This is a genomic window from Streptomyces rishiriensis (assembly GCF_003112535.1).
Classification (GTDB): Bacteria; Actinomycetota; Actinomycetes; order Streptomycetales; family Streptomycetaceae; genus Streptomyces; species Streptomyces rishiriensis.
In genome coordinates, this window is record NZ_BEWA01000010.1 from 1 (window position 1) to 18,561 (window position 18,561).

18 protein-coding genes are annotated in these 18,561 nt (G+C 72.0%); 9 read left to right on the forward strand and 9 right to left on the reverse strand.

The window, feature by feature from the left end; all coding sequences use genetic code 11:
- Positions 1 to 15: 15 nt before the first annotated feature.
- Entirely contained in the window at positions 16 to 1,479 is a 1,464-nt protein-coding gene (locus Sri02f_RS17575; protein WP_245970657.1) for a transcriptional regulator, read from the reverse strand.
- Between the two features lie 187 nt (positions 1,480 to 1,666).
- Between Sri02f_RS17575 and Sri02f_RS17580 the strand changes: the two genes are divergently transcribed.
- Positions 1,667 to 2,044 carry a hypothetical protein gene (locus tag Sri02f_RS17580; protein ID WP_109002258.1) on the forward strand — a complete coding sequence of 126 codons (378 nt, stop codon included), beginning with the start codon at positions 1,667 to 1,669 and terminating at the stop codon, positions 2,042 to 2,044.
- A 638-nt stretch (positions 2,045 to 2,682) separates the two neighbouring features.
- Positions 2,683 to 3,189, forward strand: coding sequence for a hypothetical protein (locus Sri02f_RS17585; RefSeq protein WP_109002259.1), 507 nt, complete (start codon positions 2,683 to 2,685; stop codon positions 3,187 to 3,189).
- Between the two features lie 56 nt (positions 3,190 to 3,245).
- Here the strand turns inward: Sri02f_RS17585 and Sri02f_RS17590 are convergent, their stop codons facing one another.
- Positions 3,246 to 3,962, reverse strand: a complete 717-nt coding sequence (locus Sri02f_RS17590) for a response regulator (protein ID WP_109002260.1) — start codon at positions 3,960 to 3,962, stop codon at positions 3,246 to 3,248.
- Positions 3,959 to 5,323, reverse strand: a complete 1,365-nt coding sequence (locus Sri02f_RS17595) for a sensor histidine kinase (RefSeq protein WP_159106717.1) — start codon at positions 5,321 to 5,323, stop codon at positions 3,959 to 3,961. Before Sri02f_RS17595 ends, Sri02f_RS17590 begins: the two co-directional genes overlap by 4 nt.
- A 132-nt stretch (positions 5,324 to 5,455) precedes the next feature.
- Between Sri02f_RS17595 and Sri02f_RS17600 the strand changes: the two genes are divergently transcribed.
- The 3 genes from Sri02f_RS17600 to Sri02f_RS17610 all read left to right on the forward strand — a co-directional run bounded on the left by Sri02f_RS17600 (position 5,456) and on the right by Sri02f_RS17610 (position 8,078).
- Positions 5,456 to 6,022 carry a class I SAM-dependent methyltransferase gene (locus tag Sri02f_RS17600; RefSeq protein WP_109002419.1) on the forward strand — a complete coding sequence of 189 codons (567 nt, stop codon included), beginning with the start codon at positions 5,456 to 5,458 and terminating at the stop codon, positions 6,020 to 6,022.
- A 172-nt stretch (positions 6,023 to 6,194) separates the two neighbouring features.
- Complete coding sequence (locus Sri02f_RS17605) at positions 6,195 to 6,677, forward strand: GNAT family N-acetyltransferase (protein ID WP_109002262.1); 483 nt, start codon at positions 6,195 to 6,197, stop codon at positions 6,675 to 6,677.
- Between the two features lie 492 nt (positions 6,678 to 7,169).
- On the forward strand, positions 7,170 to 8,078 hold the full coding sequence (locus tag Sri02f_RS17610; RefSeq protein WP_109002263.1) for an aldo/keto reductase: 909 nt from the start codon (positions 7,170 to 7,172) through the stop codon (positions 8,076 to 8,078).
- 124 nt (positions 8,079 to 8,202) lie between these two features.
- Here Sri02f_RS17610 and Sri02f_RS17615 read toward each other — a convergent pair whose 3' ends face one another.
- A complete protein-coding gene (locus tag Sri02f_RS17615) occupies positions 8,203 to 8,592 on the reverse strand; it encodes a VOC family protein (RefSeq protein ID WP_109002264.1) in 390 nt (129 codons plus the stop codon).
- 196 nt (positions 8,593 to 8,788) lie between these two features.
- Between Sri02f_RS17615 and Sri02f_RS17620 the strand changes: the two genes are divergently transcribed.
- The 4 genes from Sri02f_RS17620 (at position 8,789) to Sri02f_RS42845 (ending at position 11,146) form a co-directional block, all read left to right on the forward strand.
- On the forward strand, positions 8,789 to 9,676 hold the full coding sequence (locus Sri02f_RS17620; protein WP_109002265.1) for a LysR family transcriptional regulator: 888 nt from the start codon (positions 8,789 to 8,791) through the stop codon (positions 9,674 to 9,676).
- 135 nt (positions 9,677 to 9,811) lie between these two features.
- Positions 9,812 to 10,000, forward strand: a complete 189-nt coding sequence (locus tag Sri02f_RS17625; RefSeq protein WP_109002266.1) for a double zinc ribbon domain-containing protein — start codon at positions 9,812 to 9,814, stop codon at positions 9,998 to 10,000.
- Positions 10,001 to 10,063: 63 nt separating this feature from the next.
- Positions 10,064 to 10,357 carry a hypothetical protein gene (locus Sri02f_RS17630; protein WP_109002267.1) on the forward strand — a complete coding sequence of 98 codons (294 nt, stop codon included), beginning with the start codon at positions 10,064 to 10,066 and terminating at the stop codon, positions 10,355 to 10,357.
- Between the two features lie 225 nt (positions 10,358 to 10,582).
- Entirely contained in the window at positions 10,583 to 11,146 is a 564-nt protein-coding gene (locus Sri02f_RS42845; protein ID WP_245970658.1) for a hypothetical protein, read from the forward strand.
- Between the two features lie 48 nt (positions 11,147 to 11,194).
- On the opposite strand, the gene Sri02f_RS17640 is transcribed toward Sri02f_RS42845, so the two are convergent.
- The 5 genes from Sri02f_RS17640 to Sri02f_RS17660 form a co-directional block, all read right to left on the reverse strand.
- Complete coding sequence (locus Sri02f_RS17640; RefSeq protein ID WP_109002421.1) at positions 11,195 to 13,831, reverse strand: beta propeller repeat protein; 2,637 nt, start codon at positions 13,829 to 13,831, stop codon at positions 11,195 to 11,197.
- A gap of 158 nt (positions 13,832 to 13,989) precedes the next feature.
- Positions 13,990 to 14,805 (reverse strand): hypothetical protein, encoded by an 816-nt coding sequence (locus Sri02f_RS17645; RefSeq protein ID WP_245970659.1) that lies wholly within the window; start codon positions 14,803 to 14,805, stop codon positions 13,990 to 13,992.
- Positions 14,802 to 16,466 (reverse strand): serine/threonine-protein kinase, encoded by a 1,665-nt coding sequence (locus Sri02f_RS17650; RefSeq protein WP_109002268.1) that lies wholly within the window; start codon positions 16,464 to 16,466, stop codon positions 14,802 to 14,804. Before Sri02f_RS17650 ends, Sri02f_RS17645 begins: the two co-directional genes overlap by 4 nt.
- Before the next feature lie 170 nt (positions 16,467 to 16,636).
- The gene (locus Sri02f_RS17655; RefSeq protein ID WP_109002269.1) at positions 16,637 to 17,200 is read right to left on the reverse strand and encodes a snapalysin family zinc-dependent metalloprotease; all 564 of its coding nucleotides are present in this window, start codon (positions 17,198 to 17,200) and stop codon (positions 16,637 to 16,639) included.
- Positions 17,201 to 17,397: 197 nt separating this feature from the next.
- Entirely contained in the window at positions 17,398 to 18,558 is a 1,161-nt protein-coding gene (locus tag Sri02f_RS17660) for an MFS transporter (protein WP_109002423.1), read from the reverse strand.
- Positions 18,559 to 18,561 lie beyond the last annotated feature (3 nt).

The window sequence follows — 18,561 nt, forward strand, 5'->3', positions numbered from 1 at the left end:
TGAACGGCGTTGGCTCTAGCTCTCGGAGGGCACCCAGGCGCGCTCGCCCGCGTCGTTCGTGCCGAACCAGTAGTGCGGCATTCCCTTGATGCTGGTGGTGTGGAACGGGCGGCCGTGGTCGTCGATGCGGATCGTGCCGCTTCGGCCCTGCGAGGACCAGTCGAGTTCGAGGTACCAGCGGGCGTCGTAGGCCTGCGTCGTCGCGTAGACCAGCAGCACCTCCGGGTCCTCGGCGGAGACGCGGTAGGGGAAGTGCACGGTGGGAACGACGTTTCCGGTGTCGGCGCCGCTCGCCGGACGGGTGATCGGGCGGTCGACGTCGAGGTTCACGGTGAAGCTGCGGGGCGTGATGTCGCCGCCGCAGCCCTGGCCCATGGAGTACGCGTTCCCGGGCTCCGGGCTCTCTCGGCTGACGATGCGGACATGGAGCGCCTCCAGGACCACAGCGGTGGACGACCTCCCCTGCACCGAGATCTGCACCGTCGTCTCCCGTCCGTGCACCGCGCCCTGCGTCGACGCCCAGACCCCGGCGTCCTGCTCGACCGGCGGCGGAGGCACCTGCGCGGGCGGCTTGTCGACGACGTACTCGTGGCCGCAGCCCTCGTTCCAGACGACGGAGTCGGTGCTCACGGTCAGCGGCGGCTCCGTGGCCGGCTTCGCGGACGAGACGGGATCGCGGCCGGTGGCGGACGAGGCGGGAGCCTTTTCTTGCCGGGGCCCGGGCGACGCGGAGCTGCCGGACGGTGCGGGGGAGGCCGTCGCCGACGGTTTCGCCGAACGGTGGGGTGCGCCGGGCGCGGCCGTCCGCGGGCCCCCGGGACGAGAGGCGTCCGCCCCGGAGGAGTCGTCGTTCGTCAGGATGTGCGTGCTGCTCAGAGTGGCGAGCACCGCGCAGACGACGGCAGTCGACGCCAGGACCCGTCGGCGGCGGTACCAAGGCCGGGGAGCAGGGGAGGGGGCGGACGCGTCCGGGCCGGGAGCACCTCCGGGTTGCCCCGCGGAGCTGTTCTCCGCGACGGGATCCCCGGTCTCGGAGAGTTCCCCGGCCTCGACGGGCTCCCCGCTTTCGGCGCCTTCCCCGGCCTCGGCGCGTTGCCCGTCCGGTGCTGTCGCCCACGCCGGTGCCGGTCTTGGTGCTGAAACCGGCACCACCGCTTCCGCAGGTCCGCCCGTACGCACCCGCTGCCGAGCCGCCACCGCCGCCAACCACAGCCGGTGCAGCTCGAGTCGCTCCTGCGGCGTCGCCTGGCAGAAGGCCGCGAGCCGCTCCACGGGCGCGAAGTCCTGCGGGACCGCCTCGCCCGCGCAGTACCGGTGCAGCGTGGAGGTGTTCATGTTGACGCGACGGGCCAGGGAGCCGTAGCTCCGGTCCGTGCGGTCCTTCAGCCGGCGCAGCAGCGCCGCGAACACCTCGACATCGTCCCGACCCGACACCGTTCCTCCGTCGTCCGCCCGCGATCCCGTATCCCAGGCACTCATATATCTGCACGTCAGATGGGCTGGGATGGTTCCACTGTCGCCAAGGAGACGACGGGAGTTGCGTCGGACTCCCGTGACCGCCGATGCTCTCGGTGTCGCCCCGACCAGGCCTGCTGACCGGGGCATACGCAAGCGATCAACTCCGTGGCCGCCGTGCCGGACGATCCGCTCGACCTCTGGAGGTTCGATGAAGTCCCTCATCCGAAAGGCGGCAGGCCTCGCAGGCGCGAGTGCCGCCGTCGCAGTCATGTCCGTGGCCGGCGCTTCGGCAGCCCGGGCGGAGGCCCCCACGAACGGCTGTCCCTACCCCTACGTCTGCTTCTACGTGGACGAGCACGCCTGGAACGCGGGCACGCCGATCGCCAAGTTCCGCGATGTCACGAGTTCCTACCAGACGGTCCGGTCCCGCCCGCACTACCACGTCGTGAACACGCGGAACGACGACGTGGCGTATCTGCGGCTCCAGGACGGGAACTCGATCTGCCTGCCGCCGAACACCGAGACCGTGTTCACGAACGCCTACAGCGTCACCGGCATAAAGATCTCCAGCAGTTCCACCTGCTGAACCAGGCTGAACCTGCGGAGAAGAAGAACGGGGCGGACGGCGCCCTGCGGTCCCGGACGTACCGGCGCGGTTGACGGTGACCGACATCGGCGCCGTGGGGCAACGGCCATGGCAGGGCCGACTGGGCTGTTTGCGGCAACGGGAGGCGCGCCGGCATCTGCGGCCGGTGCGGCCTGACCTGCAACAGCCCGTCGTCCATCTTCAGGAGCCAGGATGCCTCTGTGCCCCGCGCGTTCTCTTCGTGCCGCATCGTCGCCCTGCTGCGCGACGGCAAGCAGACCCGCGTGTTCCGGGCCGTCGGCCCGGCGCCGACCTGGCGACGGGCCGCCGGCCGCAGGCGAACGACCACATGCGGATCGCGAGCACGGCCAAGGCCTGCAGCGGAGCGGTGGCGCTGTCCCTCGTCGACCGCGGCACAGGGTCTCGACGACACCCTGCGCAAGCGCCTCCCGCAACTCCCTCACGCCTGACATCAGGTGACGCTTCGTCAACTCCAAACCCCACCAGCGGTCTGCCGGACCACTCGAAGGACCTCGAGTGCTTCCGCTACTCGACAGGGTGCGGCGTCGTTCTGGGCCACGGGGGACGCCCTGGCGTCACCTGCTCCGCACGGCCCCCGGACCGCTTAGGCTGCGGGCGTGAACTACAGCGAACTCGAGGCGGACGTCCTGCGGTTGGTCGTCGGAGCGACCGACGACGACGCCCGTGCCTTCGGGGAGGAGACGGTCACTCGTCTGGTACGGCCTGCGCTGCTCCGCGGTGCGGCCGAGGACGAACTCACCGACGAGGCCCGGGTCGCGCTCGCCACCGCCTGCGGAAACGTCCTGACGATCAGCGCCGCCGAGCTGCGGGACAAGCTTGCCACGATCTACGACGGCATCCTCGTCGAAGACGATCTGGACACCGGAGTCCTCACCGCCGTCAGCGCGTTGGCGCACTGGAAGAGCTACCTGGAGCAGAACCGGCGCGGCGAGCTCTACGAACTCGCCATCCGTTCCATCGAGGACGTCGACCACGAGGTCTCCGCCGATCTCGACGACTTCCTCGCCACACCGGAGATGGCCGCCGAGCACGACCGCATCCGCCGACTGCTGGAACCTGCCGGATCCAGGCCTGGGTTTCGGCCCGGACCGCGGCAGGGGTGAGGGGTGCCGCCGGACCCGCGGCGAGGCCGGCCGCCCGGCGGGATGTCCGTCGCCGCTCAGTCCCCGACCCGGACCAGCCCGCTCTCGTAGGCGAAGATCACCGCGTGGACACGGTCGCGGAGGCCGAGTTTGGTGAGGATGCGGCCGAGGTGGGTCTTGACGGTCGTCTCCCCGACGAAAAGGCTGCCGGCGATCTCCCCGTTGGCCAGTCCTCGCCCGACCAGGGCGAGCACTTCCCGCTCCCGCTCGGTGAGAGCCGCCAGACGGCTGCGCTGGCCGGCCGCGGAGGCGGGGGCAGGGGCGTTCAGGACGAAGCGTTCGACCAGACGCCGGGTCAGTGAGGGCGCCACCATGACCTCGCCCCGCAGCACGGCACGCACGGTCACCAGGATCTCCTCGGCGGGGGCGTCCTTGACGAGGAAGCCGTTCGCGCCGGCGCGCAGGGCCGCATAGGCGTACTCGTCGAGGTCGAAGGTGGTGACGACGAGGATCCGGGGCGCATGGGGCTGCGCACAGAGGTGTTCGGTCGCCGCGAGTCCGTCCAGGCCGGGCATGCGCACGTCCATGAGGACGAGGTCCGGCTCCAGGGCGGCCACGGCCGCGATCGCCGCGTCCCCGTCGGCGGCCTCGCCCACCACGCTGAGATCGGGCTGACTGTCGACGACCATGCGCAGCCCCATCCGGATCAATTCCTGGTCGTCGCAGATCAGCACACGGGACGATGCCGGCTTCGGAGCCGCGGGCGGGGGCGCGGGCGACGTCGGATCGGTCATGAGGTCGCCGTAGTGGGCACGGGCTCGGGCACGGGCTCGGTGGAGCGCAGGGTGGCGGCGACCCGGTAGCCGCCCTCGGGTGTGGGCCCGGCCTCGACACTCCCGCCGTACCGGGCGGCGCGTTCGCGCATTCCGGTGAGTCCGCGACCGGAGGAGAGAAGCGGGACGGGCCGCTCCGCGGCGGCTCCCGCTCCGGTTCCGGCCGAGTTCTCCACCCGCACGTGCACCAGCCGCCCGGGCCCCTGGACACCGGTGTCGACCCGCACGTGGATCGTGGCGTCCGGCGACGCGTGCTTGACGACGTTGGTGAGCGCTTCCTGCACGATGCGGTACGTCTGCACGGTGAGATCCGCGGCGAGGCCGCCGCGCTCTCCGTGAAGGTCCAACCGGGCCCGCGTGCCGCTCGTGTTGAGGCGCCCGACCAGCCGCCGCAGACCGTCCGAGAGGGACTCGCCGGCCCCACCGGGGTCAGAACCGAGGCCGGAGCCGGAGTCGGAGCCAGGGCCGGAGCCGAGGCGGGAGCCGGGATCGGATACGGTGCCGGGGGTGCCAGGTGTGCCGGGGGTGCCGGCTGAGGCGTCCGCGACCGGCGTTCGCAGCACCTCCAGGAGCCGGCGCAGTTCACCCAGGGCCTCACGGCCGGTCGCGCTGATGACGCCGAGGGTGCGATCGACGACGTCCGGGTCGACGTGCCGCATCAGCCTGCCTCCCTCGGCGTTCAACACCATCACGCTCATACTGTGCGCGAGGACGTCGTGGATCTCTCGGGCGATGCGCGCCCGCTCCTCGGCGACGGCGACCTGAGCCAGGGCGAGGCGCTCTGACCCGGCCAGCGCGACCCGCCGCTCGAACTCCGCGATGTAGGCGCGCCGAGCACGGATGTACTCGCCGAACACCCAGGCCCCGGCCAGCAGGAGCCCCACCGCGAGCGGGGTGAGCCAGCCGCCGCGAGCGCCCGGACCCATGGACTCCCGCTGCCACCCGGGAATCCACAGCAGCACGCAGACGCCGGCACAGAGCACCGTCGCCGCAGCGGCGCGCCGCAGGCCACGCACCGTGAGAGTGGCCAGGACCGCGGCCAGCGCGACGGTGCCGCGCCCCGGTTCCTGCCCCCACACATGTCCGAGATACTGCGCCCAGAACGCCGCCGTCACCAGGGCCGCGACGAGTACCGGCCGGCGGCGGCGCCACAGCAGGGGCAGCACCAGGGCCGTGTACACGACCGTCTGCACCCAGACCGGCCGCCAGCCCGGCTGCGGACGGATCACCGGGGGCACGGCCACCAGCACCACCAGCAGGACGTCGGTCAGCCACGGGTGGCCGCGCCGCAAGCGGGGCAGGGTCTCCATCAGCCGATGCACCACCTCACGCTACGGTTGGGCCCCGCTCCCTCGCATCGTCCTGCGGGGCGTCCCGGGGTCCTCCCGCGGTCGTACGCGCACCGGCCGGGGATACGACGTGCGGCTCCCCGGTGCGCTTCCAGCATGTCGGTCATGTCGATCACCACCGAATTCCTCAGACGGCCTCTCATGACCGGTGCCGTCGCCGCCAGTTCACGACGGCTCGCGTACGCGATGACCGCATCCGTCGGTCTCGAGCGTGCCCGGACCGTCGTCGAACTCGGTCCGGGAACCGGGGTGTTCACCGACGCCGTCCTCGCCCGGCTCGCACCCGAGGCACGGCTCGTCGCCGTCGAGCTCAACCCGGTGCTCGCGGCACGGCTGTCGGCCACCCGGCGCGACACACGGCTGACCGTGGTGCAGGGTTCGGCGGCCGAGCTGGCCGCCGCGGTGGGCGAACCGGTCGAGGCGGTGATATCCGGGCTGCCGTGGACGGTCATGCCACGGGAGCGACGGGGGCACATCCTGGACGCCGTGACCGAAGTCCTCGTTCCCGGCGGCAGATTCACCACCTTCGCGTATGTGCACGCGGCCTGGACTCCGCCCGCACGTGACTTCACCGCCGAACTGGGCCGCCGTTTCGACCGGTTGGAACGATCGACCGTGGTGTGGCGGAACCTCCCGCCCGCCTTCGTGCACCGGGCCACCCGGAAGCCATGACCACAGACCGGCCAGGCAGCGAGCTGGAGGGGGACTGATGGGGCGCGGACGGTCACTGCGTCGCGGTGCCTGCGCCGCTCCGGCGAGTGCCCTGGGCGCGACGGTGTGTGAAGGAGCGCCCGACGCATGACGCACGCTTGGCTGTCAGCGGCCTCGGCTACCGTCACGCGGTATGAGTGATCAGCATCTTGGGGTGAGCGTCCGCCGTGCACAGCCGGCCGATGTGGATGGACTGGTGGCGTGCAGTAGCGCACTGTTCGCCGAGGACGCCGGGACGAGAGATCCGAGCGTCTCCATAGGTTGGCCCCGTGAGTTCGGGGCCGAGCGCTTCGCCGCCGGCATAGGCGACCCGACGAGGCTGATGCTCGTCGCGGACCGTGACGGGGAGATCGTGGGACACCTCGCCGGGGCCGCGGCCGAGGGCTCTGCGATGAGGCCGGTCAAGGTCGCGACGCTCGTGAGCATGTATGTGCAGCCGGTCCATCGCCGTAGCGGGCTCGGGGAGCGCATGATCGCGCAGTTCTCTGCCTGGGCCAGGGAAGTGGGGGCCGAACTGGCCGAGGTGACTGCCTACTCCGCCAACGCCGATGCGATCCGTTTCTACGAGCGGAACGGCTTCGCGAATCATTCAGTGACGTTGCGGACCGCTTTGTGATCACACGGTACGTTCGTCAGCCCGCTTCCTGGAGCTGATTGGTCGGGCATCGGTGGTCCTGATCGTGGGGCCTGGTCGCGCACAGCACCGGGCGCCGTGCTGGGCACCGTCGGATCGGGTGTGCTGGCCACGGGGTCGGTGCCGGACGGAACCGCCGTCGTCTGCTGGATCTGGGACGCTATCGCCGTCATGGATCTCGCCCGGCCGGCGATTGCGCGTGGCCGTTGACGGTCCGTGCGCCGGTCCACGCACGCCGGTCGATCGGCCTCCTGGAAGACCCCTTATCGCCTGCCCCGCCCTGCTAGAATGTCGGGCATCACATGAGCCTTCCCGGTGCGGACTCTGATCCGCCGGGGAGGCTTTTTTCCTGCCCGGGGTCTCGTGTCCCGGAGCTCGTTGGACCCGTTATGGGCTGCTCGCCCCGCCGAGCGGGCTGAATGCGCCGCGCCCTGTCGGTTCCGCCTTCCCAGCTGGCAAGAGGAGATCCACGTCATGAGCCCACGAACGAACACGTCTGCAGCAGCGGGCACTTGGCGACTCGGTGACCTGACCGTCAACCGCGTCGGGTTCGGCGCGATGCGCCTGACGGGTACCGAGCCCTTCGACCGCGGCGTGCCGCGTGACCGCGACCGGTCGATCGGCGTGCTCCGGCGCGCGGTCGAGCTCGGCGTCAACCACCTCGACACCGCCGCCTACTACTTCTCGGCCACGCGCTCCGCCAACGAGCTGATCAACCGAGCGCTGGCCCCCTACCCGGAGGATCTGGTCATCGCCACCAAGGTCTGGCCGAGCCGCGACCCCTCGGGCGCATGGTGGTGGGCGGCGCCGGAGCAGTTGCGGGGCCAGGTCGAGGAGAACCTTCGCCAACTCGGCCGCGATCACCTGGACGTGGTGAACCTGCGCGTGCCTCCGAGCCGGCGGACCGGTTCCATCGGCGAGCACTTCGGCGCGTTGGCCGCGCTGCGCGATGCGGGACTGATCCGCCACCTCGGTCTCTCCCACGTCACGTCCGAACAGCTGGCCGAGGCCCGGGCCATCGCCCCGGTCGTCTGTGTGCAGAACCCCTATGGGATCGGTGCGTCGCATGAGGACCGGGCCGTCCTTGAGCGCTGCGGTGAACTCGCTCTCGCCTTCGTCCCGTTCTTCGCGATCGCCGGTCCCGGGCGCGAAGCGGGTCCGGTCGCCGGTGAGGGCGATGCGGTGCGCGCCGTCGCCCGCGCGCACGGCGTGTCCGTCGCGCAGGTCCGGCTGGCCTGGACCCTGCAACAAGGTCCGCACGTGCTGGCCATCCCGGGGACCGGTGATCCGGACCATCTCGCGCAGAACATGGCGGCCGGCGCACTTCGGCTCTCGGACGCGGAGATGGCACGCCTGACGTCGGTGAGGTCGGCCGACGCGTAGCGTCCGCCACAACCTGGGCCGCTGGTCACCCGATCGCCCTGCGATGCCCCTCCGATCCCCTTCCGAGCTCATTCACGCCATGTCAGGCCCCACGGCCGACACCGATGGGTGACCGGGGGAAGGCTCATGCGTCCTGCGGATACCAGCGCAGTTCCACCGTGTTGGCGTCCGGGTCCTGCACGTACAGGGAGACCGCGGTGCCCTGGGCGCCGAAGCGCTCGGCGGGACCGTCCAGCACCGTGAAGACGCCGGAATCGACGACCTGTTGCCAGTCGAGCGGCTCGACCACCAGGCAGATGTGGTCGACGTTGGAGATCTGCGACCGTTCCGCGGGCGTCGTGACGAGGTCGATGATGGTGGTCGGGCTCACCCTCACGGACGGGAAGGGGGCCTTGCCGTCCCGCCACTCGTCCACCCGCACCGGCTGCAGCCCCAGAGGGCCGGTGTAGAAGGCCAGCGAACGCTCGATGTCGGCGACGTTGAGGACGAGATGATCGAAGGCGATCACACGCATGGAGTCTCCCTGGGGTCGGGGCGCCCGGGGGCGCCGGTGGGGCGGTACGGCGGGGCCCGCGGCTCCGGGTCCCGCCGTGCCACGGCGGCCGGTCGGCGGCTGCCGTGGCCTGCCCCTGAGGGGATCATCGCCGAGCCGGCATTCATCGGTCCAACGCATGTTTGTCATTCGATCCAGCTCGTTTCACGATGGGCCGATGGATCTTCAGCAGATGCGCTACGTGCTCGCGGTGGCGGAGACCGCCAGCTTCACCCGCGCCGCCGAGCAGTGCCACATCGTCCAGTCCGCGCTGAGTCACCAAGTGGCACGGCTGGAGAAGGAGCTGGGCGCCCGGTTGTTCGATCGGACCAGCCGCCGGGTGTGGCTGACCGCCGCGGGAGAGGCGTTCCTGCCCGCCGCGCGTCAGGCCCTGGAGGCGGCCGAGCGGGCCCGGGCGGAGGTGGCGGCGGCCACCGGCGAGATACGGGGCCGGCTGACCGTCGGATCGATCCCCACCGTGGCGGCCGTCGACCTCCCGGCCGTGCTCCGGGACTACCGTCGGCGCTACCCCCAGGTACGGATCACTCTCCGGGCGGGCTCCAGCGAGCGGCTCGTCGAGCACGTGCGCGACGGCCTCCTGGACGCGGCCTTCCTCGGCGTACAGCCCGGCTTCCGTACGCAGGGGGTCCGTGACAGGGAACTCGCCCAGGGGCGGCATGTCGCGGTGGTGGCGCCGGACCACCCGCTGGCCACGGAACAGGAGGTGGACCTCGCCTCCCTCACCGAGGAGGCGTTCGTGGACTTCGCCGACGGCAGCGCCGCTCGCGCCCAGTCGGACCAGGCGTTCGCGGCGGCCGGCCTGCGCCGTGAGGTCGCCTTCGAGGTGTCCGGGGTCGAACTCATGGTCCGGATGGTCCGCAACGGACTGGGCGTAGCCCTGCTGCCCGCGGCGTTCACCGCCGAACTGCACGGGCTGCGGTGCGTCCCGATCACCAACGGACCGGTACGGGTGGAGCGTCTCATCTGGAGCCGGTTCACCCCGTCACCCGCCGCCTCCGCATTCCTCGGGCTGCTGGGCGTCGACCTGCCGTCCCAAACGGCCTGACCGCCTCCGGGTCGCGCTGCCATGCGTACCACCCGGCCATCAGGCCGAGCGGAAGTGAGGCAGTCGCCCCGGGGAATCAACGCGCGCGCCATGGGTACTTTGCATCCCTCACCGTCCACCCAGCCTGGGAGAGTCATGACGCAGCAGAGCGAGAACGAGAAGGGCAACCGATTCTGCAAGGCGTGCGGCACGCCGGCGGAAGACGGGAAACTGTGCCGTCACTGCGGCAGCGTCCTGGACCTCCCGGACGAAGCCGGGCTCGTCGAAGACCAAGGCGCAGGCGTACGGCGCGACATGGAAGGACGCACCGATCGCCAGCGGTAGAGGCGAGCGGACGGCAGGCGAACATCGTCGGCTGAACACCGCGCACCGGGGTACACGGTCGCCATGGCACCGAAGACTGATCACCCGGTTTCCCTGCGGGCCGTGCGGCAGCTGCGCCGGATCCGCGCCTTCTACGCGGCAGGAGTCCTGATGTGGACGGTCGCGGCGGCCTGGACAGGATGGATCCACCCCGCAAGCCGGCAGATGTGGGTCTCCCTACTCCTCCTGGCGGTCTTCACCGGCCTGCTGGTGACGGCCTCCCTGTGGCTGCAACGCGTCCGGCCCGCCGTGGCGAACAGGCCGGCGCACCGCGGCGCACGGCGGCACGCGGTCGCCCCGCGCCACGCCAACGCCTGAGCCCTGTCAGTCCCGGCATCGCCTCTCCCGCTGACCGCTCGGGCTCGGTTCATGCTCCACGGGCCACGCTCCACGGACGCTTCCGGGCTTCGGCCTCCGCTCTTCGGCGGCATTCTCGCCGGACCTCTCCTCCGCCCGGGACGGCGGTGGGGCATGCTGGGAGCCGGAGCCTGTTCCTCGCCGACCGGGAGGTGGGAGATGCGGTGGTGGGCCGCAGGATGGATCGTGCCCGTGGTGACCGTCCTGGCCGCATGCAGCACGTCGCCCGGCGATGGCTCGGGCGGAGGTGCGTCCGAGAACCACTCGACCGAGCCGCCGCGCGGTGCGCCGACGAGCGGCTCCGCTCCTCCCGCCTCGCCCGCCCCCAGGTCCCCGGCCTCGACCCGTACCGCGAGCGCGGCGGCGCCGAGCCCGTCCTCGCCCGCCGTCCCGTCCTCGGCTCCGGCCGCCGCCTGTGTCGCGGGACGGACGGAGGTCACCGTCGCGCCCGACGATGCGCCCCGACGGCGGTTGTGCGTACGGCCCGGGACGGTGGTGTCACTGGTGCTCCAGGCCCGCACGGACGACAAGCGGTGGACGGCCGTGCGGAGTTCCGCGCCGGTCTTCGTCCTGGCATCCGGATGGCGCGTGGATGCCGACGGCACCGCGCACGCCGCGCTGCGGTCCGCGGGCACGCGGGGCGGCAGCGCCACGATCACCGCGCTGGCGAAAGCCGCGGACGTGGCGGGAGCAGCGCGCGTCACGTTCACCCTCGACCTGACCGTGACCCCGCAAGCGCGGGAGGGGTGACCCCGGAGAACCGCATGGGTCACCCCTCCCGTCAGCACGCGGTGTGCGTCAGCCGCAGTCGCGCACCCTGATGGTGTAGATGCCGCGGCCGTGTGTGGCCGCGTACAGGGTCCGTCCGTCGGGGCTCAGCTTCAGCTGGAGCGCGGCGACCGCCGGGAGACTGCCGACGCGCTGCCACTTGGTGCGGCCGGGCGCGCGGTAGACGACGCCGAGGTCGGTGGCGACGGCGAGCCCGCCGTTCGGTGTGACGATCGCGGAGTCGGCCGGCACGTCCGGCAGGTTGGCCGAGACGTCCTTCCAGGTGGTGCCGCCGTCGGTGGACTCGAAGATGTGGCCGACGCCGGCGCCGGGGCCCTCGGTCCAGTGCCGGGAGAAACCGTTGACGGCGAGGAAGACGTGGTCGGCGTTCTTCGGGTCGACGGCGAAACCGCTGAGGTAGCGGTTGGGCACCGTCCCGTCGACCGGCAGCGTGACGTCGTGCCAGCCGGTGCCGTCCGCGTTGCCCACGGAGATGCCGCGGGCGAAGCCCTGGTTGTTGCAGGGGCCGCACCAGGCCGCGTAGACCTTGCCGCCCGAGGCCGCGACGGCGGTGGCGGTGCGGCCGGCGCCCAGGTCGTACACGCTCTTCCACTCGGCGCCGCTGCGGATGGCGTAACCGTGCGTCTGCACCCACACGTGGCGGCCGCCGGCGATCCACGTCGAGCTGCTCTTCAGGTCGGCGGTGAGCGGGGCGATGAAGCGGGCCTCGCTCGTGGCGTTGTCGGCGGGGGCGACGTTGTACGACGTGGCCTTGCTGGGGTCGGTGACCCAACTGCCGTCGTTGACGGCGCAGTTCTGGGTCACCTGGACGGCGAGGTAGACGTACTCCTCGGCGATGTGGCAGCCGTTGGCCGGGTCGGTGAGCGTGTCGCCGCCGTCGCCGCCGAAGTCGGAGCCCATCACCTTGTCGTTGCTGCGCAGGACGGACTGACCGTTGTCCTGCAGGCCGCCGGTGACGGAGAGGCCGCCGTGGTCGAGGTCCTTGCCGACGCCGACCGAGTAGTACTGCAGTGTGTCGATGGTGCCGTCGTTGAGGGAGGTCCAGTCGGTGGCGTGGCCGGACGCGTCCTGGGAGCCGTCGACCGGACGCTTGTAGACGCCGCCGTCGTTGCCGACGTACACGAAGCTCTTGCCGTGATAGCGGCCGATCGCGACGCCGTGCTGGTCGGAGTGGGTGGTCGGGTTGCAGTCGCCGGTCTGCTTGGCCGGGTCGATGGACCAGCAGGGGAAGGTGAAGTTCCAGTACGGCCCCACGGTCGACCAGGTGTCGCCGCCGTCCTTCGTCTCGTAGACCTCCTCGAGCCCGGCGTACACGTGCCGCGCATCGCTCGGGTCGACGGTCAGGAACTGGTTGTACCAAGCCTGCACGCCGGGCATGTAGCCGGCGGTGGTCAGCGCCGAGCCGTCCGCGGCCAGCTGCTTGTAGTCGGCGATCTTCGTCCAGGGGCCGAACGGCGAGGCGGCGCTGTAGACGCCCTCCAGTCCGCTGTCCGGGTTGGACGCGGTCAGTTTTGGCGACTGGTCGACGGCGTAGAAGCGCGAGCCGTCGGCGGAGCGGGCGAAGGTGACGTTGCCGACGTCGTCCGCGTCGGTCGGCAGGTCGCCGAAGCCGTGGGTGATGCGGGTCCAGACGCCGCCGACCTTGGTGTAGAAGCCGTTGTAGTCGTCGCCGCTGCGCCAGCCGACCGCGAGCACGACCTTGCTCGGATCCTTCGGGTCGATCGCGATGTCGTTGGCGATGTTCTTGTACGCGGCCGAGTCGTCGTCCGCCTTCGAGCCGCCCGGCAGGTACTCGGGATGGGGTGCGAATTCCCGCTTCCAGGCCCCCCTCGGCGTCTTCGTGGAATGACTCCACACGCCGGCGCTGGTGGCGGCCCACACCTTGCCGCCGCCGAAGCGCAGCTCGTGGATGGTGGTGGACTCCAGCTCGTCGCCGCCGACCCGGCTGCGGGGGGAGAAGGCGCCGCGATGGGGGTCGGACAGGACGTAGACGCCGCTGCCGAGATAGGCGTCGGCGTTGGTGGTGGCCTCGCCGGTCCCCAGCCACAGCCGTCCCGAGCCGTCGAGGGCGAGCGCTCCCGTGGACTGCGAGGGCAGACTGTCGCTGATGGGCGTCCAGTGGCCGCCGCTTCGCGCGGACCGCCAGACGCCGCCACCCGCGCTGCCGGCGTAGACGTAGCCGTCGTCGTCGGCGGCGATCGCGGCCATGCGGCCGGTGACGTTGCCCGAGCCGCCGCTGGAGTTGGAGTCGACGTCACGGTAGCGGGAGTCGTCGGAGTCGTACGGCAGGTCGGTGACGTTGCGCCACCTGCCGCCGGTGCCGGGCAGGTTGCGCAGACCGGTCCAGGCGGCGCCGTACGCGCCGGGGGCGACGATGCCGGGTGACGTGCGCGCCTCGGCGTATTGCTGCGCGCCCTCGGCGATCTCGTCCGCCTCGTTGCCGTCGTCCTCGTCCTCTGCCTTCACCCTGGGGTTCATGGCGCCCGCGGACTGCGTGCGCTGGGCGGCGAGTTGAGCGAGGGTGCGCGCCCCGAAGGGCTGGCCGTCCTTGTCGGGCCTGGCGCCCGCGGGCGTCGCGATGAGTGCTGCGGTGGCGGTGATGGCGCAGAGCGTGAGCCATCGTCTCTTTCGGGTGGGTGCTGACACCAGATCCTCCGAAACCGGGGTGGTCATACAGCCGTCGTGGAGCACCCGATCACCGGTGCGAGAAACCGTCCGGCATTTGGACAAGTCTTGAGCAGAACCTTCCACGCCCCGCCCGTATGTGAACGTGAATCACCCGTTCGCACGCCCTCAACTGCCATTCAGGGACAGTCGTATGTGAGGTGGGTGACGACCGTTCGGTCAACGGGCGAGAGGACGTGCAGTTCGGCCCGGGCCGCATAGCGGCCCTGGCCCTGGAAGGTCCACAGCAGGTGCAGGCGGGCCTGCTTGCGGCCACGGACCAGCACTTCGCGCAGCACGCCCGAGGCCGTTCCGTCGCTCCGGGTCCAGCGGTACGAGACCGTGCCCGGACGGCCGTTCGTCGTGACGAGGCCGACGATGTCCGCGGTGCCGCCGCACCCCAGCACCGTCGGCCCGGCCGTGACCCGCACCGCGCCCGCGGTGAGGGGAGGTCCGATGCGCTGCCAGGCGAGGAGCGCGATGACGCAGATCAGCACCAGGGCGGGCAGGGCGTGTCTGCGGGGCCGCCGGCGCGAGGGCGTGGGACGGGGCGGCACGGCGGTGAGCGTCCTGTCGCTACGTCGAGCGACGGTGGCGGCGGTCACGCCCGGGCCGAAGCGCAGCACGGTGCCTTCGACCCGATCCGGCGCGAACGTCCGCGTGGGCGTCCGCGTCGGAGCCGGCGTCGGTGCCGGTGCCTGCCCCTGTCCCGGTCCCTGTGCCTGTGTCGGAGTTCGTGTCGGCGTTGTCCGGGGCTGTGGGGAGAGCGGCTCGACGAGGGTGGCGTCCGGCTCGTACGGCCGCTGGATCCAGTGACTGGCCAGCACGGTCGCGCTGTACTCGGCGTCGGCGGGGCCGGGTTCGGAGCACGGCGGGCGCACGGCCGCGGGGTCGGGCGTACGGGTGGGCTCGCGGTCCTCGGCGGAGGCGAGGGTGCGGTCGTCGGGCGCGGTCATCGGATCTCACACTGCCTGGTCAGAAGCTGTTGCGAGCCGCCGCCGTCGGCGGAGGCGGGAGTGGTGGCGGCCCCTACGGCCCAGTAGCAGCCCGCGTTGCGGAAGGTGTGGTCCACGGTCAGCGTGTACTGGGTGGCGCCGCTCCGACGGAACGTCTGCGACGCGCCGTCCGGTGCTCCGACCCCGCTGCCGGTGTCGCCGGTGAACCACGAGACGGTGAGGGAGAGCGGGCCGGTTCCGTCCGTCGTGAGGGAGATGGTCGCCGTGGCGGTCGTCGATCCGGTCTGCCGGAAGTCGGTCACCGTGACGTCCTTGACGGCGGGAGCGGGCGGCGCGCTCGTGGCGGCCGTGGTCGGCGTCGCCTCGGTGGCCGGCCCGCTGGGCGTCGTCGTCTCCTGGGGTTCGGACGCGGTGGCGGATGTGGAGGGCTCGCCGGTGCCGGCGGTCGCCGGACCGGAGACCGACAGGCTCGGTGACGCGGTCGGTGACGCGGTCGGCGACCCGGTGGAAGTCGGGGGCGGCGAGAAGGGGGCCGACGCGGTCGGAGTGGCGGACCCTCCGGGCTCCACGGCGGGGTGGGCACTGGTGGTCGCCAGGGCCTGGGCAGCCTGCTGCGCGGCGGTCGCCTCCGGAACGTGCCGGAGACCGTAGGACAGGAGGACCCCCAGGAGCACGGCCGCACCGGACACGAGCATCCCCGCCCGGCCGGGCAGCCACGACCGCGCCCCGCCGGGGGCCGGTTCGCGGCTCAGGACCGTGCGCGCGGTGTCCTTGGTGCTCCGCGGGGCGCGGCGGGCCGACGGCAGCAGCAGCGGCACCAGAGCCACCAGCGCGGCGAGCCGGTCGCGGCCGCGTTCCTCCCAGTCGGGCCCGTAGGCGGCGCCGGCCGCCGCCTCCAGTTCCCTGACGAACGCCTCGGCGTGGGCGGGCCGTTCCACCGGGTTCTTGGCGAGGCCGCGACGCACCAGGTCCCGTACCGGCTCGGGGGCCTCGTCGGCGGGGATCGGGGCGTCGATGTGCCGCAGGGCGAGTTCGGCGAGGTTGTCGCCCGAGTACGGCCTGCGGCTCGTCAGACACTCGAAGAACGTGGCGGTGGCGGCGTACACGTCGGCGGCGGGAGAGGCGGGTGCGCCGGTCCACTGCTCCGGGGCCATGTAGGAAGGGGTCCCTGCCGCCCCGGCGCTGGCGCCGACGTCCACCGCGATCCCGAAGTCCACGAGCCTGGACGATCCGTCCGGCACGACCAGGACGTTCTCCGGCTTGTAGTCACGATGGACGACGCCGAGGCGGTGCGCGTCGGCCAGACCGAGCAGCGATCCCTTGAGGACCACGAGGGCGGCCTCGGGGTCGAGCGGGGCCGCCCTGGTCAGCAGGGTTCGCAACGAGACGCCGTCCACCAGCTCCATCACGATGGCGGCGCCGTCCGGGCTTTCGACGTACTCGTACAGCTCCGCGACGTAGGAGCTCTCCAGTCCGCCGAGCAGCCGCGCCTCCGCCCTGAACCCGTGCACGAAGCCCGGCCGGGTGCGCAGTGACTCGCTGAGGTACTTGACCGCGACCGGAACACCGGTCTTCTCGTGCACGGCAAGGACGACCCGTCCGCTCGCCCCTGACCCGAGTTCCAGCGACTCGGTGTAGCCGGGCACTGCCCATGTGTCCATTCCATCCCCCCAAGGCGGCCGAGCGGCCCGGGTTTCGCCCTCCGAGCTTCGGGCCACGCGTGGGGAGACACATTTTTCGGCCACCGCGGTTGCGGACAGGGGCTCGTGGTTCGAGGGAGGGAACACCCTCCCTCGAACCACCAGGGGGCGTCCGCGGCGCGGCGGGCGCGTCAGTCCACGATCACCTCGGCGCGCGCCGAGGGGACCCGGCCGACGAGGGCGCCCCCGAAGTTGCCTTCCACCTCGGCCTTCTCCGCGGCGTTCGGGTAGGGGTTCGTGCAGGCGGTGCCCGCGCTGGAGCCGGACATCAGACTCGAGCACGGACCGGGCTTGCGATCCGGCAGACCCAGAATGTGCCCGAGTTCGTGCGCGGAGATGCGGACGGTGTCGTACCCCTCGTCGACGGCCTGGCGTCCGATGTACACCGTGCCGCTGCCCAGGGTGGTGGGCAGGGCGCGCGGCCAGCCGTTGTCCGCGAGGACGCGTATGTTGGCCCGTTGCCCGGCGGCGGCCGGCCGGAGTTCGACGGCGTCGACGCTCTCGTTCCAGATCGCCGCGCCCCGGTCGACGGCGCTCCGGAACTCCGCGGAGCCGCCTGCGTCATAGGTCACCACACGGGTGGTTGCGGGGGCGTTCACCGTGTGGGGGGCGGCTGCGGCCTGGCCGCCTGCCAGGGCCATCGACATCAGGCAGGCAGCGGCCAGGCCGCCGGTGGTCAGCGTACGGACGTGCATGATCGACCTCCTTGTGGGGGAAGGGTAGTCGTGCTCATGACATTCCTTGAGTCCCTGCCCAGCTGAGGCGCGGACGAATCCGTCGAAGCGGGTGCCCGGGCCCGACGGCCTGAACGACGAACAGGTCCTCCCGTGCCCCACTGCGGGCCGTGCTTCGTCGGGTGTTCCACCGGACGGCGGCGCCGGCGAGGGCGGCTTCAGTGTTCGGGTGCGGCTGTCCGCGGTGTCGGTCCGGGGCGGCGGGAGGCGAGGCCGAGGAGCGACCCTGCGGCGAGCAGGACCGCGAGGGTCGCGTAGCCGTGTGCCAGGGTGGTCGACGAAGCGATCACGGCGACGAGCAAGGGACCGCCCGCGTCGCCGAGTTCGCGGCCGAGTTCGGCGGCGCCCATGGTCTGCCCGAGGCGCTCGGTCGGCGTCGAGGCGGCGAGGGCGGCGAAGCCGAGCGGGGTGATCAGCCCGGTGCCGGCGCCGATCAGGGCGGCCCCGGTCAACACACCCGTCAGACCGGGCAGCGTGGCGCAGGCGAGGCCGACGGCAGCGATCAGCAATCCGGCGCTCATGCCGCCGCGTGGAGTGAGGCGCCCTTCGTCCAGCGCCCGTCCGGCTCTGGGTTGCACGACGGCCGCACAGGCGGCGAGCACCGACACCGCCGCGCCCGTGGCGACCGTACCGAGGCCGGCTGCCCGGCCGGAGACCGGCAGGAAGCCGACCCCGACGGAGAGTGCGGCGGTTGCCGCGGCCAGGGCCGACGTCGGAGCGAGGAAGGAGCGTCGGGTGAGGCGCCGGGCAAGGTCGAGGACCGTCTGTCGGGCTCTGGGCAGGGGCGCCACGTCGGGCACGGCGAGCGCGGCCCAGGCGGCGACGGCCGCGCCGAGTGCGGTGAGGACCGCGAACAGAAGACCCAGCCCGCCGGCCCACACCAGGACGCCGCCCAGGAGCGGGCCCAGGGTGTAGCCGATCGACTTGTAGAAGCCGTAACCGCCGAAAGCCCGGCCGCGTTTGGCGGCCGGGTTGAGCCGGGCCACCAGGGCGGCGGCGGACGGGGAGAACGCCGCTGCCGCCGCACCCTGGCCCAGGCGGGCCGCCCACAGCAGGCCCGGACTGTCCGCCACCATGTACACGGAGGAGGCGGCCGCGAACGCGACGAGCCCGCCCAGCAGCACCGGGCGGGCGCCGATCCGGTCGGCCAGGGTGCCGAAGACCGGTTTGAGAAGGACCTCGGCGCCGTCGTACAGGGCCAGCAGTCCGCCCAGAACCAGCAGCGAGGTGACGGCGTCGTCCGAGCGACCGCCGAGATTGGCGGCGATGCCGTGCGCCCCGAAGGCCGTCGTGAATCCCGCCGCGTACAGCGGCCACATCTG